Raw genomic sequence first — 16,956 nt, 5'->3', positions numbered from 1 at the left:
CAGTTTGTTGTACGTACCATTTCTTGTACAGGGGGCACCCGTGAGAACCATGACGTACTCCGAATCCCGTGCGCGGTACGCCGAAGTGCTCACCTCGGTCGTGGAAGACCGCGAGGAGGTCGTCGTAACCCGCGCCGGACACGAACCCGTGGTCATCGTCTCGCTGGATGACTACCAGTCCCTCAAGGAGACCGCATACCTGCTGCGCAGCCCCGAGAACGCGCGGCGGCTGCTGTCGGCCATCGACCGGCTGGAAAGCGGTGGCGGCGCGGTACGGGATCTCGCCGAATGAAGCTGGTCTGGGACGAGAACGCATGGGAAGACTACGTGTGGTGGCAGGCCCAGGACCGGAAGCTCCTCAGACGCATCAACCAGCTCATCCAGGACATCGCCCGTAACGGCAACGAGGGCATCGGCAAGCCCGAACCCCTGAAACACGGCTTCCAAGGGTATTGGTCACGGCGGATCAACGACGAGCATCGACTCGTTTACAAGATCGTTGACGACGAGATCCGCATTGCACAATGCCGCTACCACTACCAGTGACGCCACCCCGAGTGGCGGACGAACCAGCCGATCATGCTTGTGGGCCGAATCCTGCCGTCCAGACATGCCGGCGACCCGTCGAACAGTCATTCCTCGTACGGGTAAGCCCCCGCCACCGCAGCACTGAGGCCCGACGGGAGCAGATCGCCCGCGATCCGCACCGCCTCCTCGGCCGTGGCCACCTCAGCGACGAACGGACCCGTCCAGTTCCCGCGAACTCTGAACATCGAACTCCTCGACACGCTGAGGCACACGACGTCGGGCGAGAAGGGGAAGCCGGTGGTGGTTGAGAAGCGAAGCTCCCAATGGCTCGTGTACGGGTAGAGCCGCCGCAACCGCGGCTCCGCATGGGCAGCCGTGATGAGCGCCCGGTAATCCGGCCAGTCCGCCTCATCCGCGTCCCGCAGGAGCCACTCCCACTCCCCCGTCACGACGTGCTCCGGCCCCGACTCAGCAGCTTCGCCACGAGCCGTCACCTCGACGAACGGAGCTGCACGCTGAATCTCGCGCAAAGTCGCGCCATCGCTCCAGGCCAGTGCAGCCTTGACGACCTCGGCCAGGTCGGTCGTGCTTCCGGAGATCGTCGAGATGCCCTGACTCCATCCGCTGACGCTCCAGACGCGCTTTGCGGCTCCCGCGCTGACACCGAGCGGCCGACGATGCGGCGCGGCGCTGGCGATAGTCGCGTTGAACAGCGACTGCCGCTCGTCAGCCACAACGGCCACGGATACCCCGGAAGCGGTGGCGACCGCCTGAAGCGCGGCCGCGAGGCTCCCGTGTGCCGCCACGTCGGCATACAGCTCGGAGGATGCGTTCACGCTGGCAGTCTGCCGTAGCTCGCCTGCCGTCGCTTACCCCTCCCCCGGTTGGCCGAAGGCGAAGAGAAGTGGCACGGCTGTGGCACGACAAAGATCACTGCCCAGACAAAGCGAAACGCCCAGGTCTTCTGACCTGGGCGTTTCTTTGGTGGAGCCGAGGGGACTCGAACCCCTGACCCCCACACTGCCAGTGTGGTGCGCTACCAGCTGCGCCACGGCCCCTTGTTCCTGGTAAGTCCCCGTTTGACGTTTCCGCCGCCCGGGCACCTGCGAAATATTACACGGCCCCGCCCCCCGCGCAAAAACGGGTATCCCCGCGAGTTGACCAGGCGGTGCACGCCACACCCAACGGTCGACCACGAATGCACATTCATGATCGGCCGGAGCACCGCCGCTGGTCAGTTGAGGGAGACGTCCGGGGGGAAGTTGGCCACCGCCGCCGTCATGCCGCCCTGGCGGCGCAGCACCAGCGGCCACAACTCCTCGGGCTGGGTGCGGAACGGATCGCTGGGCAGGGCCTCGAACACCAGCCAGGCGTTCTCCTCGATCTCCTGCTCCAGCTGCCCGGCACCCCAGCCGGCATAACCGTGGTAAACGCGGACGCACTCCAGCCGCTGGCCGACCCGCGCGGGGTCGCGGCTGAGGTCCACCGTGCCGATCTGCCCCATGACCCGGCTGAAGCCGACGAACCCCGCCACACCCGCTCGGGCACGGGCCACGCAGATCGCGGAGTCCGTGCCGACCGGGCCGCCCTCAAAGAGCACCCCCGGCTCACGCAGCAGCGATTCCCAGCCGGGCAGGATGTCGCCGACCAGCGCTTCGGTGGGCCGGTTCAACACCACCCCGAGTGCCCCGTCGGCCTCGTGGGCCAGGACGAAGACGACCGTACGTTCGAAGTTCGGGTCCCGGAGCGAGGGCATGGCAACCAACAGGTGCCCGGTCAGTGACTCCACTGCGTGCCGCCCTGTGCCCTTTCCCGCATTGTCGTGCCGCGTGGTGTGCGGCTCTCCCGACGCCATGACTGGCACCCTATCCGTCCGGAGGCGGCACGGTCAGGGTCTCCGCACGGCTTGTGCGCCAAACTTGCCCGACTCGGTGACAAGGGTGCTTCTGACCTGCGCCCTCCGGGTTACATGAGAGCTGCTCGACACGCCGCCTAGACTTCCCGGGTGACTCTTACCGGCACCGTGACCCCCGACCGGCCGCTGATCGTCGTCGCGCTGCCCGAGGAGGCGGCGCATCTGGACACCGCGCTTCCGGTGCTGCTGACCGGGGTGGGCAAGGTCTGCGCCGCAATCGCGGTGTCGCGCGCGCTGGCCACGGGCGTGCTGCCCAGCGAGATCGTCAACCTGGGCACCGCCGGCGCGCTGCGGCCGGGCCTGGCCGGCATCCATGAGATCAGCCGGGTGGTGCAGCACGACTTCGACACCGCGACGATCCGCGCGGTGACCGGCCGCGACTTCGGCGGTCCGCTGGAACTGCCGGGCACCGGGCCGGTGCTGGCCACCGGCGACGTGTTCGTCTCCGACCCGGCGCTGCGGGCGGCACTGGCCGAGCATGCGGACCTGGTCGACATGGAGGGCTATGCCGTCGCCGCGGCGGCTGCCGCATGCGGCGTGCCGGTGCGGATGGTCAAACAGGTCAGCGACGAGGCCGACGGCGAGGCGGTCACCGGCTGGGCCGAGTCCGTCGACCGGTGCGCGCGTCTGCTCGCGGGCTGGCTGAACGACTGGCAGAACACCGCCGGGGTGCGCTGAACCCGGCGACCGACTCGCTGCCCGGTCAGGTTTCTCCGCCGAGGTCGACGCCGTACGCCTGGTGCAGCACGTCGGCCGTGCGCTGGCGGTAGGCCGTGAGTCGCTGGGCGAGCTGTTCCTCGGCGTGCCGGTCGGCCGCGGTGGACATCACGGCGTCGAGCAGCGCGCGACGATCGGATTCCAGCGCGCGCACGCTGTGGGTCAGCCGCGGCGCGTCCGCGATCACGTCGCCGAGCCGGCCGGAGGGGCCGAGCATCGCGTTCGACAGCTCGTCCAGTGAATCGGTGGCCATACCTCACCCCCGGACCGCAGAAACGTCCTTGCGTTCGATGGTCACGCGGGTGCGGCCCGAAGTCCATACCTTTGCCCAGGTTTGAACGGCCGTTCAGCCGGTCGTTCGAGCAGGTAGCGGGGCATATGCGGCGAACGGCCCCGGTCCTGGTGGACCGGGGCCGTTCATGTCTGGTGGAGGTGCCGGGAATCGAACCCGGGTCCATCGCCGCATTAACAGGGCTTCTCCGAGCGCAGCTCACTATGCCTCTACTCGACCCCACCGATCACATGAGCGAGACGGTGTGACGGGCCCAGTCGCGATTGATCTCGCCTCAGCAGCCCCGCGACGGGACTGAATCGGCCAGCCTACTTACTGATGCCGGTACACGGGCCGTAGGCACTCCCGGACCGACAGACTTGCTACTCGCCTCAGGCGGCGAGAGCGAAGTCGCGCTTGACGTTAGTCTTGGCGCTTATAGTTTTCCGACGACGATTACCGAGACGACGTCGGCTTCCTCGGCTCGCTTCTCCTGCCGCAACGTACGATGTCGAAACCTGTCACCCCCTGGTCATGCGCGCACGCACGCACGGTGACGATCACCGCGTTCGTCAACAATAACGCCCGGGGCGACCAAAGTCATTCCGGTATCGGTCAACTCCCCGTGCAGGCGGTCCCGTCCACGGTGCAGGCGGTGACCGCCTGGCCGAGGGCCAGCAGCGCGGGGAAGCGGATGATGAACGTCACCGATCCGCCCGCGCTCACCGTACGGGCCGCGCCGACCGGGGTCACCGTCACCTTCGCGCCCTCCTGCGTGAAGTTCACCGCCGAGGTGGACCGGTTCTCCACCGCCCGGTCGGCCGGCATGGTCAGCACGACCGTCCAGCCCTCCCGGGGGGTCGTGCCCGGGTTGCGGACCGTCACCTCGGTGTCGAAGCCACCGAGGCCGAGCAGCGCGATCGTGCGGTAGTTCGCGGTCAGCGGCGGGCCCGCCGGTGTGGCGGTCGCCTCGGCGACGGGCGTCGCACCCGGTGACCCGGACGTCCCCGGCTGCGGCGTCTCCCCGGCGACGCCCGGCAGCGGGGTGCCGGAGACGGCTGCCGCGGGATCCGTCGCGACGGCACCCGGCTGCACACCTGAGCCCAGCCCGTACACCGGCTCGGTGTCGACGTCGGGCGCGCCGCCGGGGCCGCCCCCGATCACCACCGCGACCGCGGTGCTGATCAGCACCACCAGCACCACCGCACCGGCCAGGGACAGCAGCCGCAACCGCTTCGAACCACCCGAGGGCGGCGGCACCCGCGCCGGTTCGAGCGGGGCCGTCTCCCTCCGCCGCGGGATCGCGGTGTGCAGGTCGGCCCGCACCCCGCCCAGGTCCACCTCGCCGGAGGCGAGCCGGTCCAGGGCAGCGGGCAGCTGGTCGCCGAACATGAACTGGTACGACCGGCGCAGCTCACGCCGCCGCTGGGTGCCGTCCACCCCGAAGAACCCCGACTGCAGCACGGTCAACCGGCAGCCCGCCTCGTTGTCCGCCAGCGACCAGGTGACCTCGGTATGCGTGTGGTCGTCGCGCCAGTGCATGCCAAGCCGTTCCTGCGCCGCCACCTCCACGACATCCAGATCGAACGGTGTCGTGAGCCCGGCGAGGCCCGGCGGCGGGAAGGCACGGAAGGTCTCCCCTGCGTTCGGCGTGAGGTCGGTGGGCACGAACCACTCGCGCAGCAGCCGCTGCTCGGTGAGTGCCCGCCAGACTCGCGCCCGGGGATGGGAGAGATCGACATCGAGTCGCAGCTCGGTCACGGTCCGACTATAGGGTCGCCCCACGGCTCGCGGCATCCCCGGAATCGACCACGGTCACGTCACAGGTGTCCGTCACCGGACAGCGGCGTCTACAGCTCCGTGCAGCTCACGTCCTCGACCTTGCAGCTCCGGGGCCGCGTCGCACCGGACGGGTCGCCGACCTGGAAGGCGAAGACGAAGTCCTCCCCGGCAGGCAGCTCTTGGTGCACGGCCTGCGGCGTGAACGTCACCTTGACTCCGTTCTGCCGGAAGTCGATCCGGTCCCACGCGCTGGTCACCTGGGCCTTCGCCGGAAGCATGATGACGGCCGACCAGCCGTCGACGGCCGCGGCCGGGCGGATGGTGATCTCTCCGATGTAGCCGCCGCTCCAGGTTTCGAGTGTCCGGTATGAGACGGCCGGAGCCACCCCGCCGACCTCCGTGGCACCCGGACTGTCCGGCAGGGACACCGCGGGCGACGGGGAGGCCTGCGGGGAGGTGACGGCCGTCGCGCTCGGCGAGGCGGTCGGGCTCGCCGGGCCGGCTGTCGGCGGAAGCGTCCTGGACTCTCCCGCCTGCACCCCCGACCAAGGGCTCCGGTCGCCGGCGAGCGGATCAGCCCCCGGGCCGGGCGAGCGCAGCACCAGCGTCGCCACCGCGGTGGCCGCCAGCATGATGAGCACCATCGCGCCGGCCACCGACAGCAGCCGCAGCCGCCGATCCGCCGGCATGTGGAACACCCGGCTCAGCGCGCGCCTGGAACGCGACGCGGGCTCGTCCTCGTCGTCCGCCGCGGTGGGATCAGGGTCCGCGGCGAGCCGGGTGCTCCGCTCACGGTCGCCGGTCTCGACGCCTGGGCCGCCGTCAACCGTGGGTGGCGTACGCGGGTCGCGGATCGCCGTGGAGCGGTTTTCGGGTGCAGCGGTCGTCGAGGGAAGGCCGCCCGGATCCGGTGCCGCCGCGGGGCTGTCCGCCGTCGATCCGGCGGACTGCGGGGCGGGCTCGTCCGCCGTGGGCGCGGATGCCGTGGCCGGCGGGCGGCGCGGCATGTCGGCGGCATCGTAGATGTCCACGCTGCGCCGACGGCGGGCCGGCAACGCCGCCTGCTCCTGCCGGGCCAGCAGGGCGGGCAGCCGCTGCTCGAACATCGTCGCGTACGCCCGCTGCAGTTCGGCCCGGCGCACCTGGCCGCCGATGCCGAGGAAGCCGGTCTGGCTGACCCGCAGCCGGCTGCCTCCGGTGGCGGTGGACAGCTCCCAGACCACGTCGGCGTGCAGTTGCTCGCCACGCCAGCGCAGCACCAGCCGGGTCGGGCCCACCACCTCGACCACGTCAACGTCGAACGGCGCCGTGAAGCCCGGCAGATCGGTGCCGGGGAAGGCGCGGTACACCCCGCCCGCCACCGGCATCAGGTCGGTCTGCAGGAACCACTCGCCGAGCAGCCGACGATCGGTCAGCGCCTGCCACACCAGCTCCACCGGGTAAGGGAGCTCCACATCGAGTCGCAGCACGGTCACGCGCCGAATATTAGAGCCGGTTTCGCCTACCTGCCGTGTGCTTTAGGGCGGAGTTAAGCCATCGCTCAGCCAGCCTGGCAGGCGACCCCGTTGACCGTGCAGGTGACCGGGAAGGGGCCCGGTCCGCGGCGACCGATGAAACCGAAGGTCAACGACGCTCCGGGAGCGAGGTCGCCGCGTTCGGGGGTGAAGACCCACGCACCGTCCTGACCCGACCGGTCGGCTTCCCAGTCCCCGTCGACGGAGGCGCCCGGCGGCAGCTGGATCCGCACCGTCCAGGCCAGCGGGGTGCCGCCCGTGTTGCGCACCTGCACGGAGATGACGTAGCCGCCGCCCCAGCTGTCCACGTGGTACGTCGCGCTCGCGGTGCCACCGGCAGGCGGCGGCGGTGGCGGCGGAGGGGCCGCGGGCGGGCTCGGCGGGCGGGGTCCGCTGCTGCCCGGAGCGGGGCTCACCGCAGGGGAGGTGGTGGCCGCCGCGGAGGCGGAGGCGGTCGGCCGGACAGGCGCCGCCCCGGATGAAGCCTCGGGGCTGGGCGTCATCACGCCGAAGCCGTCGGTGAAGCCCGCGCCGGTGGCGCTCGGCCCGGCGGTGGGCAGCACCAGCGACGGCTGCGGTGCCGGCTTGGCCAGCGCCCAGGCCGCCGCGCCCGACACGAGCAGGCACATGGTCGCCACGCCGATCACCAACGGCTGCCGCCCGGACCTTCGCGGGGAGGACTCCGCCGGCGGCGGCAGATCGCGATCCGCCAGGTCGGGCTCCGCCACGGCCGATTGCCGCACGTGAACGGCCGGGTCGGGCTCGTCGGCCACGGGCCCCGCGACGACGCGGGGCAGCATGGTGGTCTCGTCGTCCTCGTGCAGCCGATGCTTGCTCACGACCCGCGAGGCTACCGTCTCCGCGCACGGCCGCGCGATCGGCCATCCGACCGTGCCGAGGCGGCCGTGCACGGAACCGTCCGTCGGCCCTGGTGTCAGGCCTACCTCATGCCCTTGGCACGGCGGCCGAGCTCGCGGCTGATCTCCCGGTCGGAATCACGCTTGGCGATGTCCTGGCGCTTGTCGTAGGTCTTCTTGCCCCGCGCCAGCCCGATCTCGACCTTGGCCCAGCCGTCCTTGAAGTACATGGACAGCGGCACCATGGTCAGGCCGCCCTCGCGGGTCTTGGTGATCAGGTGCACGATCTCCTTCTGCTTGAGCAGCAGCTTGCGGGTGCGCCGCGGCGCGTGGTTGGTCCACGTGCCCATGGCGTACTCGGGGATGTGCAGCGCGTGCAGGTAGAGCTCGCCGTCGCGCTCCTGGCCGAACGCGTCGACCAGCGACGCCCGCCCGGCCCGCAGCGACTTCACCTCGGTGCCCATCAGGGCGATGCCCGCCTCGAACGTCTCGAGGATGGTGTAGTCGTGGTAAGCCTTGCGGTTCGACGCGATGACCTTGCGCCCCTTCTCCCGCGGCATGACGGCCCTCCTCTCCTCGATCACGGCAACCCGACAATGCTACCGATCAGCAAGACCGAACCGCGATCGAGATAGCTCCCCACCCTCAACAGAGGCAGCCGGGGAGCCAGTTCAAGGGTTGGATGGGGTTGCCGTTCTGGCGGACCTCGAAGTGGAGGTGGAAGCCGGTGGAGGCGCCGGTGGTGCCGACCTTGCCGATGAGCTGGCCGCCGCGGATCTTGTCGCCGACCTTCACCAGGATCTTGGACTGGTGGGCGTAGCAGGTGGAGATGACCTTGCCGCCGGTCTTGCCGTGGGTGATGCAGGTGTAGTTGCCGTACCCGCCGAGCCAGCCGGCGCTGCTGACCGTGCCGCCCGCCGCCGCGAAGATGGGCTGGCCGCCGCCCGCGGCGATGTCGACGCCGGCGTGCAGCTGCCAGACGCCGTAGTACGGGTCGTAGCGGTTGCCGAAGTCACTGGACTTCCAGCCCTTCGTCGGCATCAGGAACTTCGCCCCGGGGCGCAGGATCGGCACGAGCTTGCCGTACTGCCCCTCCCAGACCCGCAGCTCGTCGGCGATGCGCTCGCTCTGCTCCTTGACCTCCTGGTAGTGCCGCTGGGCCTCGGCCTTCTCCGCCTTGGTCGTCTCGATCGCCTTCTTCTGCCGGGCGGCGAGCGCGTCGAGGTCGCGGCGGGCCTGCTCGGCGTCCTGGCGGGCCTTCTCGGCGGCCAGCAGCGCGGCACGGGCGATGCGGGCCGCGTCGGCGGCCTCCCGGCGCTTCAGCTCGGCGTCGCTGGTGATCTGCTTGGCGGCCCGGCGCGCGGCGACGTAGTCGTCGATCGCATCGCGGCGGATGCGGCCGATCTGGCTGATGAAGTTGCCGCGGTCGAGGAACTCCTGCGGCCGGGTCGCGGCCATGAGCACGTTGAATTCGGTGAGGTTGGAACCGTGCAGGGTGGCCACGGCGAACCGGGCGAACCGGTCCCGGCCCTCCTGGACCTGCCGGACCGACGCCTGGTAGGCCTGGTCGGTGACGGCCCAGGCGGCGGTGGCCTGGTCGGCGCGCCGCTGGGCGGACGCGGCCTTGGTCTCGGCCACCACCACGGCCGCCCGGGTCGTGGCGATGCGCTCCTGGGCTGCGGGCATGGCCGCGTTGGCCTCGGCGAGTTCCGTCGCGGCGGTGCGCGCCTTCGCCGACAGCGCCTCCAGCAGGGCCCCGGTCCGGGCCAGCTCGGCGTCGACGCGCTTCTTGTCCTTCTTGAGGTCGTCGGGGGCGGCATGTGCCGGCAGGCCGACCGCCACAGCGGTCAGCAGGACGAACACCACCTGTACCAGTCGTCGCCAGCGCACGGGACCTCCCTCGCCTGTCCCGATCACCCTACTGCCGACATATGCCCTGATACGCGGCAAAACCGACATTCAACAGGAGTGGCGCAGAAAAGGTGACGGCCCGCCCCGAAGCCGGGAGCGGGCCGTCGACGTGCGTCGGAACGACTAGACGCGGATGTAGAAGCGCAGGGTGACCCAGGCGGTGACGGCGCTGACCACCGAGCCGATGCCCGCCAGGATCGGCAGCATCAGGTTGACGTTGCCCCAGCTCACCGGTAGCAGCAGGTCGGTCAGTGCGGCCAGCTTGCCGTCGATCAGCACGATCTTGCCGACGACCAGCATCACCCAGGCCAGGATCGAGCCCAGCAGCGCGGCGAAGACCGCCTCGAGCACGAACGGCGCCTGGATGAACCAGTTCGACGCGCCGACCAGCTTCATGACCGCGACCTCACGCCGCTTGCTGTACGCGGCGACCTGGATGGTGTTGGCGACCAGCAACAGGGCGGCCAGCCCCATGAAGCCGGCGACGACCAGCGACAGGTTCTGGATCGAGCCGAGGATGTCGAAGATCTTCTGCAGCAGCTTCTGCTGGTCGACAACCGTGTCCACGCCCGCCAGGCCGGCGTAGGTGGCGTTGATCTGGTCGAACTTCTGCGGGTCCTTCAGCGCGACCCGGAACGACTCGGGCAGCTCGTCCGCGCCGATCGCGTTGACCAGGTCGGGGGCGTCACGGAACTGCTGCTTGAAGTTCTCGTACGCCATCTCCTTGGTCTCCCAGAGCACGCTCTTGACCAGGGGGTCGCTGTCGAGCTTCGACTTGATCTCGGACCGCTGCGTGTCGTCGATGGTCTTCTCCAGGTAGATGGAGACCTCGACCTGCTCGTAGTAGTGGCCCTTCATCTCGTCGACCTGCATGTACATCAGCAGGCTGGCGCCGAGCATGGAGAGCGACACGATCATCGTAATGATCATGGCGATGGTCATCGTGACGTTGCGCCACAGCCCGACCAGCATTTCAGCCAGGACATACTTCGCACGCATCGGGGGAAATCCTCCGGGGGAGACGGTCAGGTCGTCAGGGACAGGGGCTCAGGGGGTGACGGCTCAGCCGTACACACCACGGGCCTGGTCGCGGACGATCCGGCCGCCCTCGATCTCGATGACGCGGCGGCGCATCTGGTTGACGATGTTCGAGTCGTGGGTGACCATCACGACGGTCGTGCCGGTCCGGTTGATCCGGTCCAGCAGGCGCATGATCTCGATGGAGGTGTCCGGGTCGAGGTTACCGGTGGGCTCGTCGGCCAGCAGGATCAGCGGCCGGTTCACGAACGCGCGCGCCACCGCGACACGCTGCTGCTCGCCACCGGAGAGCTCGTGCGGGTAGCGGTGCTCCTTGCCGCCGAGGCCGACCAGCTCCAGCACCTCGGGCACCACGCGGCGGGCGACCGCCTTGGACTTGCCGATGACCTCGAGCGCGAACGCGACGTTCTCGTAGGCCGTCTTGTTCGGCAGCAGCCGGAAGTCCTGGAAGACACAGCCGATCGAGCGGCGGAAGCTGGGGATCTTCCACGACCGCATGGAGCTGATCTCCTTGCCGTTCACGAAGACCTTGCCCTTGTTGGGCTTGATCTCGTGCAGCATCAGCTTGACGATGCTTGATTTGCCGGAGCCGGACGGACCGATGAAGAAGACGAAGTCACCCTTCTCGATCGAGACCGACACGTCGTCCAGTGAGGGCCGGGACGCCTTCGGGTAGGTCTTAGTCACGTGCTCAAGTCGAATCACGGCGGAGAGTCTACGCGGTGTCGCCGTTTCGCCAAGCCCGCAGGGGTTGAGATGACGGTATTGCCGTGAATGTTCCCGGAAAATTCCGTGATCTAGCCGTGATCAACTGTCACCGACAGTAGTCGGGTCACCCGCGCGGGCGAAACGCCAGCGATGTCCATACATGAAAAAACTCCGCCCGGCTGCGTGGACAGCCGGGCGGAGCGAGGCTCACTCAGCCGATCAGGCAGCGGCTTCCAGCTCGTTCTGCTTGCGCCAGCGGATGCCGGCCTCGACGAAGTTGTCGATCTCACCGTCGAAGACCGCGGACGGATTGCCCGTCTCGAACTCGGTGCGCAGATCCTTGACCATCTGGTACGGGTGCAGCACGTACGAGCGCATCTGGTCGCCCCAGGAGCCCGCCGCGTCGGTCTTCAGGCCCTCCATCTTGGCCCGCTCCTCCTGACGCTTGCGCTCCAGCAGACGGGCCTGCAGCACGCGCAGCGCCGAGGCCTTGTTCTGCAGCTGGGACTTCTCGTTCTGGCAGGTCACCACGATGCCGGTCGGGATGTGCGTGATGCGCACCGCCGAGTCGGTGGTGTTGACGCTCTGCCCGCCGGGGCCGCTGGAGCGGTAGACGTCGACCTTCATCTCGTTCTCGGGGATGTCGATGTGGTCCGTCTGCTCCACCACCGGCAGCACCTCGACCCCGGCGAAGCTGGTCTGGCGGCGGCCCTGGTTGTCGAACGGGCTGATCCGGACCAGGCGGTGGGTGCCCGACTCGACCGACAGCGTGCCGTACGCGTACGGCGCCTTCACTGCGAACGTAGCCGACTTCAGCCCCGCCTCCTCGGCGTACGAGGTGTCGTAGACCTCGGTGGCGTAGCCGTGGCGCTCGGCCCAGCGCAGGTACATGCGCAGCAGCATCTCGGCGAAGTCCGCCGCGTCCACACCGCCCGCGCCGGCCCGGATGGCGACCAGCGCCTCACGGGAGTCGTACTCCCCGGAGAGCAGGGTGCGCACCTCCAGCTCCTCGACCGCCTTCGCCAGGGAGGTCAGCTCGGTGCCGACCTCGGCCATGGAGGACGCGTCGTCCTCGGCCTCGGCCAGTTCCATCAGCACCGCGACGTCGTCGATCCGCCCGCGCAGCTTCGTCAGCTTGTTGATCTCACCGGTGGCGTACGCCAGCTGTGAGGTGACCTCCTGCGCCTTGGCCTGGTCGTCCCACAGGTCCGGGGCCGAGGCCGCCTCCTCGAGCCGCTCCTTGTCCCGGCGCAGCCGGTTGATGTCGAGCACGGACTCGATGTTGCGCATGGTCGCGTCAAGGTTCTTGAGCTGATCGGCGTAGTCGGCAGTCACATCCACAAGACTAATGGCACCCGCCGCACGGTTTTCCGGGGCGCACCCGCGACTTGACAGCGGCCACGGTCGCCGACAATAGTAAATCTACTTTCCTATTACGAGGAGGGCACGTGGCACGGCTCGCCGGTTCGTCCAAGCTGCTCCGGGCCATGAACGAGAGCGCGACCATGGCGCTGCTCATCGACCGGGGCACGCTCACCCGTGGGGAGCTGCGGGAACTGACCGGGCTGTCCAAGCCGACCACCTCCGACGTGCTGCGCACGCTCACCGAGGCCGGGCTGGCGGTCGTCGTGGGCCACACCAGCGGCGGGCCCGGCCCCAACGCGGAGGTGTACGCGGTCAACCCGGCCGCCGCGACGGTGCTGGCGATCTCGGTACGGGACGTGAGCGAGACGTTACACGCCCCGTTCGAGGCGGCGCTGTGCGATCTCGGCGGGGCGGTGCTGGCCCGCGCGGCGTACCCGAGCGACCCGGCCGACGGCGACCCGGTCGGCACCGTCCGCGCGATCGCCGCCGACCTGTGCGCCCGCGCCGGCCGCGACCGCGTCACCCACCTGCAGCTGGGCGTGCCCGGCTCGTACGACCCGGGGACCGGCACGATCCGGCACATCGACGTCACCGGCTGGGGCCGCCCGGGGCTGGTCACCGAGCTGGCCGCCGCGCTGGACCTGACCGTGGACGCCGACAACGACGTGAACCTGGCCGCGATCGCCGAGCGCCACCGCGGCGCGGCCGCGGGCAGCGGCAGCTTCGCCCTGCTCTGGCTCGGCGCGGGCCTGGGCTGCGCGATCGACCTCGGCACCTCGCTGCTGCGCGGGGCCACCGGCGGGGCCGGCGAGATCGGCTACGTGCCGCTCGGCCTGGCCGCCCCCGGCCAACCCCGCGACCTGCAGAGCCTGGCCGGCGGCCCGGCCGTCGCGGCGCTGGGCGCGGCGCACGGCTTCACCGGAGCCACCGCCGAGGAGATGGTCGCCGACGCAGCCCGCGCGGACTCCCCCGCCGCGGCCGCCTTCCTCGGCGCGCTGGCCGACCGGATCGCCGTCGTGCTGGCCGTGGTCGCCTCACTGCTCGACCCGCCGCTGGTGGTGCTGGCCGGCGAGGTCGCCCAGGCCGGCGGCGCACGGCTGCGCGACCTGGTCACCGAGGCCTTCCACCGCAACACCCCGCTGCGCACCCCGGTCGAGGTCACCGCGCTGACCGACGACGCGGTGCTGCTCGGCGCCATGGACTCGGGCCTGCGCTCGGTGCGCGAATCCCTGGTCGACTCCCTGAACGCCCGGCCGATCCCGGCTCGCTGATCAACCCACCCCTCATACAAGGAGCCCGTCAGAGACACCAAGGAGCCCGTCGGAGCGGCCGCTCGGTGTACGGCCGTAGCGCAGCGTAGGCCGGACGACCGATTAAGGCCGCGGAGCGGGCTCCGCATGACTCAGTAGCGGGCTCCGCATGACAGAGAGAGCGTCAATGAAGATCGCAGTCGTGGGTGGAGGGTCCACCTACACCCCCGAGCTGGTCGACGGGTTCGCCCGGCTGGCCGGCAGCCTCGACGTCACCGAGCTGTGCCTGATCGACCCGGCCGGGCCGCGGCTGGACGTCATCGGCCCGTACGCCCGCCGCCTGATGGCCCACCACGGCCACCCCGGCACGCTGACCTGGACCACCGACCTCGACGCGGGCCTGACCGACGCCGCCGTGGTCGTCGTGCAGCTGCGCGTCGGCGGGCAGGCCGCCCGGATCAGCGACGAGACCTTCCCGCTGGAATGCGGCTGCGTCGGGCAGGAGACCACCGGCGCGGGCGGCCTGGCCAAGGCGCTGCGCACGGTGCCGGTCGTGCTGGACGTGGCCGAGCGCGCGGCCCGGCTCGCCGCGCCCGGCGCGTGGATCGTCGACTTCACCAACCCGGTCGGCATCGTCACCCGGGCCCTGCTGGACGCCGGGCACAAGGCCGTCGGCCTGTGCAATGTGGCCATCGGCTTCCAGCGCCGGTTCGCCAAGCTGCTGGGCGTCGAGCCGGGCGCGGTCACCCTGGACCACGTCGGCCTCAACCACCTCACCTGGGAGCGCGCCGCCTACGTCGACGGCGTCGACCGGCTGCCCGAGCTGCTCGCGGGTCACCTGGACGAGCTGGCCCGGCCGGTGCAACTGCCGCCGTCGCTGCTGCGGCTGCTCGGCAACGTGCCGTCGTACTACCTGCGCTACTTCTACGCCCACGACGAGGTCGTGCGCGAAGAGCGCGGCGCACCGACCCGCGGGCAGAAGGTCGCCGAGATGGAGACCGACCTGCTGAAGATGTACGCCGACCCGGCCCTGACCACCAAACCGGACCTGCTGTCCCAGCGGGGCGGGGCGTTCTACTCCGAGGCGGCCGTCGGCCTGATCACCTCGCTGCTCACCGGCGATGGCGCGGTGCACGCCGTGAACCTGCGCAACGGCGGCCACCTGCCGTTCCTGCCCGACGACGCGGTCATCGAGGTCAGCGCCCGGGTGGACCGCGACGGCGCGACCCCGGTCCCGGCCCCGCCGGTCGGCCCCGAGCTGTCCGGCCTCATCGCCGGCGTCGCCGCGTACGAGGAGCTGGCCGTGCGCGCCGCGGTCCACGGCGGCCGCGACCGCGTCTACGCCGCGCTGCTCGCGCACCCGCTGGTCGGCCAGCACGAGTACGCCGAGGCCCTCACCCAGGGCCTGCTCGCCGCCAACGCCGACCACCTGGCGTGGGCCCGATGAGCGCCCGGACCGCCCACGTGCGCAGCCAGGAGCAGGCATGAACACTCCGGAACTGTTCCTGGCCGTCGACGGCGGGAACTCCAAAACCGACGTGGTGCTCGCCGATTCGGACGGCCGGGTGCACGGCTACGTCCGCGGGCCGGGCTCGTGCCCGCAGGTCATCGGCCTGGACACCGCCGTCGCGCTGCTGGACCGGCTGGTCGGCGCGACGCTGCGGGTGGCCGAGATGCCCCCGTCCGTGCCCATCACCCGCGCCGAGGTCTACCTGTCCGGTCTCGACCTGCCCGAGGAGGTCGAGGCGGCGGCCAAGGCGGTCGCGGTGACCGGGTGGGCGGAGTCGTACCGGCTGGACAACGACACGTTCGCGCTGCTGCGCGCGGGCACCGACAGTCCGGACGCGATCGCGGTGGTGTGCGGGGCGGGGATCAACTGCGTGGGGCGCAGCGCCGACGGGCGCACCGCCCGGTTCCCGGCGCTCGGGCCGATCTCCGGCGACTGGGGCGGCGGGTTGCACCTGGCCTCGCTGGCGATGTGGCACGCGGCGCGGGCCGAGGACGGTCGCGGGCCGGCCACGGCGCTGGCCGGGGCGGTGGCCGCCCACTTCGGGCAGGCCTCCGTCAACGATGTGATCACCGGCCTGCACCTGGGCAGCCTCAGCCAGGACCGCATGATCGAGCTGAGCGAGGTGCTGTTCGCCGTCGCCGGGCAGGGTGACGAGGTCGCCCGGCGCGTGGTGGCGCGTCAGGCGACCGAGATCACTTCATTGGTGACGGTTGCCGCGGACCGGCTCGGGCTGAGGGAGGAACCGTACGCCGTGGTCCTGGGCGGTGGCGTGCTGCGCGCCCGGCACTCGCTGCTGCAGGATGCCGTGGACGCCGGGGTGAAGGCCCACTCGTCGAAGGCCCGGTTGACCGTGCTCGCACAGCCACCGGTGGTGGGAGCGGGCCTTTTCGCACTGGACGCGCTCGGGGCGGCGCCGGCCGCCGCTGCCGCGTTGCGGTCCGCGCTGGAAGAGGGGCGACCGCACCTCGCCCAGCGCTGAGGCGCTACTTGGCGATTGCGGTCTTCAGCCAGTTCAGCGCGGCCTTGTGGTAGGCGACGGCGAACTCCAGCCCTGCCGCGGTGAAGTCGTCGCCTTCCTTCTTGGCCTCCTTGGCCTGCTCGCGAGCTTCCGCGAGGGCCTCGGTGTGGTGCGAGTTGGCGCTGTTGAGCAGCGAGTCGAACTGGTTGGTCGCGTGCGTGGATCCGAACGCGACACGCAGTGCGTACGGGTTGCGCACCAGCTCGCGGCCGGGCTCCTCGTTCAGCCAGCGGGCGAAGGCGCGCTTGCCCGACGCGGTGATCGCGTAGGGCTGGCTCGCCCGCGGGCCGGGCTTGCCGAGCTTGACGTAACCGAGCTCGGCGAGGACCGGCAGTTCGCGGTAGACCTGGGACCGGGTCATCGACCAGTACGGGCTGAGCCGGCGCTCGGCCGCGGCCATCAGCTGGCCACCGGTCATGGGTCCATCGTGCAGCAGGCCGAGCACGGCCGCCGCAGTAGCGTTGATTCCTACCTCTGCCATGACTCAACGCTGCCACTTTCCCAGCCTTCTGTCCAGGATATCGGCCCATCCACAGTGCACATTCCCCGCCGGACAGTCCCTTTCCGACTGT

The 16,956-nt window shown here is 70.4% G+C and carries 18 protein-coding genes, 1 tRNA gene and 1 other RNA gene; 6 read left to right on the top strand and 14 right to left on the bottom strand.

Annotated features, from left to right (window positions below):
• Positions 1-40 precede the first annotated feature (40 nt).
• Positions 41-292: a type II toxin-antitoxin system prevent-host-death family antitoxin gene (locus AB0B66_RS03725; RefSeq protein WP_360522372.1), complete on the top strand. Its 252-nt coding sequence runs from the start codon at positions 41-43 to the stop codon at positions 290-292.
• Positions 289-546, top strand: coding sequence for a Txe/YoeB family addiction module toxin (locus AB0B66_RS03720; RefSeq protein ID WP_360522369.1), 258 nt, complete (start codon positions 289-291; stop codon positions 544-546). Before AB0B66_RS03725 ends, AB0B66_RS03720 begins: the two co-directional genes overlap by 4 nt.
• A gap of 86 nt (positions 547-632) precedes the next feature.
• Here AB0B66_RS03720 and AB0B66_RS03715 read toward each other — a convergent pair whose 3' ends face one another.
• The 3 genes from AB0B66_RS03715 to AB0B66_RS03705 all read right to left on the bottom strand — a co-directional run bounded on the left by AB0B66_RS03715 (position 633) and on the right by AB0B66_RS03705 (position 2,317).
• On the bottom strand, positions 633-1,364 hold the full coding sequence (locus AB0B66_RS03715; RefSeq protein WP_360522366.1) for a DUF6193 family natural product biosynthesis protein: 732 nt from the start codon (positions 1,362-1,364) through the stop codon (positions 633-635).
• A gap of 146 nt (positions 1,365-1,510) precedes the next feature.
• A tRNA-Ala gene (locus AB0B66_RS03710) sits at positions 1,511-1,586 on the bottom strand.
• 176 nt (positions 1,587-1,762) lie between these two features.
• Positions 1,763-2,317, bottom strand: a complete 555-nt coding sequence (locus tag AB0B66_RS03705; protein ID WP_360522363.1) for a YqgE/AlgH family protein — start codon at positions 2,315-2,317, stop codon at positions 1,763-1,765.
• Between the two features lie 216 nt (positions 2,318-2,533).
• On the opposite strand from AB0B66_RS03705, the gene AB0B66_RS03700 reads away from it, so the two are divergent.
• The gene (locus AB0B66_RS03700; protein ID WP_360522360.1) at positions 2,534-3,121 is read left to right on the top strand and encodes a nucleosidase; all 588 of its coding nucleotides are present in this window, start codon (positions 2,534-2,536) and stop codon (positions 3,119-3,121) included.
• Positions 3,122-3,146: 25 nt separating this feature from the next.
• Here the strand turns inward: AB0B66_RS03700 and AB0B66_RS03695 are convergent, their stop codons facing one another.
• From AB0B66_RS03695 to prfB, 10 genes are all read right to left on the bottom strand, one after another.
• Positions 3,147-3,413: a hypothetical protein gene (locus tag AB0B66_RS03695; RefSeq protein ID WP_360522356.1), complete on the bottom strand. Its 267-nt coding sequence runs from the start codon at positions 3,411-3,413 to the stop codon at positions 3,147-3,149.
• 171 nt (positions 3,414-3,584) lie between these two features.
• Positions 3,585-3,960: a transfer-messenger RNA gene (ssrA, locus tag AB0B66_RS03690) on the bottom strand.
• Positions 3,961-4,046: 86 nt separating this feature from the next.
• Complete coding sequence (locus tag AB0B66_RS03685) at positions 4,047-5,192, bottom strand: SRPBCC domain-containing protein (protein ID WP_360522353.1); 1,146 nt, start codon at positions 5,190-5,192, stop codon at positions 4,047-4,049.
• Positions 5,193-5,281: 89 nt separating this feature from the next.
• Complete coding sequence (locus tag AB0B66_RS03680) at positions 5,282-6,688, bottom strand: SRPBCC domain-containing protein (protein WP_360522350.1); 1,407 nt, start codon at positions 6,686-6,688, stop codon at positions 5,282-5,284.
• Positions 6,689-6,753: 65 nt separating this feature from the next.
• Entirely contained in the window at positions 6,754-7,566 is an 813-nt protein-coding gene (locus tag AB0B66_RS03675; RefSeq protein ID WP_360522347.1) for a cellulose binding domain-containing protein, read from the bottom strand.
• Between the two features lie 101 nt (positions 7,567-7,667).
• Positions 7,668-8,144: an SsrA-binding protein SmpB gene (smpB, locus tag AB0B66_RS03670; protein WP_203689265.1), complete on the bottom strand. Its 477-nt coding sequence runs from the start codon at positions 8,142-8,144 to the stop codon at positions 7,668-7,670.
• An 85-nt stretch (positions 8,145-8,229) separates the two neighbouring features.
• Entirely contained in the window at positions 8,230-9,474 is a 1,245-nt protein-coding gene (locus tag AB0B66_RS03665; protein WP_360522343.1) for a M23 family metallopeptidase, read from the bottom strand.
• Positions 9,475-9,618: 144 nt separating this feature from the next.
• Positions 9,619-10,494 (bottom strand): permease-like cell division protein FtsX, encoded by an 876-nt coding sequence (gene ftsX / locus AB0B66_RS03660; RefSeq protein WP_360522340.1) that lies wholly within the window; start codon positions 10,492-10,494, stop codon positions 9,619-9,621.
• A 63-nt stretch (positions 10,495-10,557) separates the two neighbouring features.
• A complete protein-coding gene (ftsE, locus tag AB0B66_RS03655) occupies positions 10,558-11,238 on the bottom strand; it encodes a cell division ATP-binding protein FtsE (protein ID WP_203689272.1) in 681 nt (226 codons plus the stop codon).
• Positions 11,239-11,460: 222 nt separating this feature from the next.
• A complete protein-coding gene (gene prfB, locus AB0B66_RS03650; RefSeq protein ID WP_360522337.1) occupies positions 11,461-12,576 on the bottom strand; it encodes a peptide chain release factor 2 in 1,116 nt (371 codons plus the stop codon).
• Between the two features lie 113 nt (positions 12,577-12,689).
• Between prfB and AB0B66_RS03645 the strand changes: the two genes are divergently transcribed.
• The 3 genes from AB0B66_RS03645 to AB0B66_RS03635 all read left to right on the top strand — a co-directional run bounded on the left by AB0B66_RS03645 (position 12,690) and on the right by AB0B66_RS03635 (position 16,345).
• Positions 12,690-13,877, top strand: a complete 1,188-nt coding sequence (locus AB0B66_RS03645; protein WP_360522334.1) for an ROK family protein — start codon at positions 12,690-12,692, stop codon at positions 13,875-13,877.
• A 166-nt stretch (positions 13,878-14,043) separates the two neighbouring features.
• Positions 14,044-15,303 carry a 6-phospho-beta-glucosidase gene (locus tag AB0B66_RS03640; RefSeq protein WP_360522331.1) on the top strand — a complete coding sequence of 420 codons (1,260 nt, stop codon included), beginning with the start codon at positions 14,044-14,046 and terminating at the stop codon, positions 15,301-15,303.
• 37 nt (positions 15,304-15,340) lie between these two features.
• A complete protein-coding gene (locus AB0B66_RS03635) occupies positions 15,341-16,345 on the top strand; it encodes a BadF/BadG/BcrA/BcrD ATPase family protein (protein WP_360522328.1) in 1,005 nt (334 codons plus the stop codon).
• Between the two features lie 4 nt (positions 16,346-16,349).
• Here AB0B66_RS03635 and AB0B66_RS03630 read toward each other — a convergent pair whose 3' ends face one another.
• A complete protein-coding gene (locus tag AB0B66_RS03630; protein WP_120316849.1) occupies positions 16,350-16,865 on the bottom strand; it encodes a PadR family transcriptional regulator in 516 nt (171 codons plus the stop codon).
• Positions 16,866-16,956 lie beyond the last annotated feature (91 nt).

Source organism: Catellatospora sp. NPDC049111, from assembly GCF_040648615.1.
Lineage (GTDB): Bacteria > Actinomycetota > Actinomycetes > Mycobacteriales > Micromonosporaceae > Catellatospora > Catellatospora aurea.
This window is presented reverse-complemented; position numbering and strand designations above follow the sequence as displayed.

Excerpts from the sequence above, each read along its gene's own strand:
- AB0B66_RS03630 (WP_120316849.1), bottom strand. The coding sequence starts at position 16,865 with ATGGCAGAGGTAGGAATCAACGCTACTGCGGCGGCCGTGCTCGGCCTG.
- smpB (WP_203689265.1), bottom strand. The coding sequence starts at position 8,144 with ATGCCGCGGGAGAAGGGGCGCAAGGTCATCGCGTCGAACCGCAAGGCT.
- AB0B66_RS03635 (WP_360522328.1), top strand. The coding sequence starts at position 15,341 with ATGAACACTCCGGAACTGTTCCTGGCCGTCGACGGCGGGAACTCCAAA.
- AB0B66_RS03720 (WP_360522369.1), top strand. The coding sequence starts at position 289 with ATGAAGCTGGTCTGGGACGAGAACGCATGGGAAGACTACGTGTGGTGG.
- AB0B66_RS03640 (WP_360522331.1), top strand. The coding sequence starts at position 14,044 with ATGAAGATCGCAGTCGTGGGTGGAGGGTCCACCTACACCCCCGAGCTG.
- ftsX (WP_360522340.1), bottom strand. The coding sequence starts at position 10,494 with ATGCGTGCGAAGTATGTCCTGGCTGAAATGCTGGTCGGGCTGTGGCGC.
- AB0B66_RS03695 (WP_360522356.1), bottom strand. The coding sequence starts at position 3,413 with ATGGCCACCGATTCACTGGACGAGCTGTCGAACGCGATGCTCGGCCCC.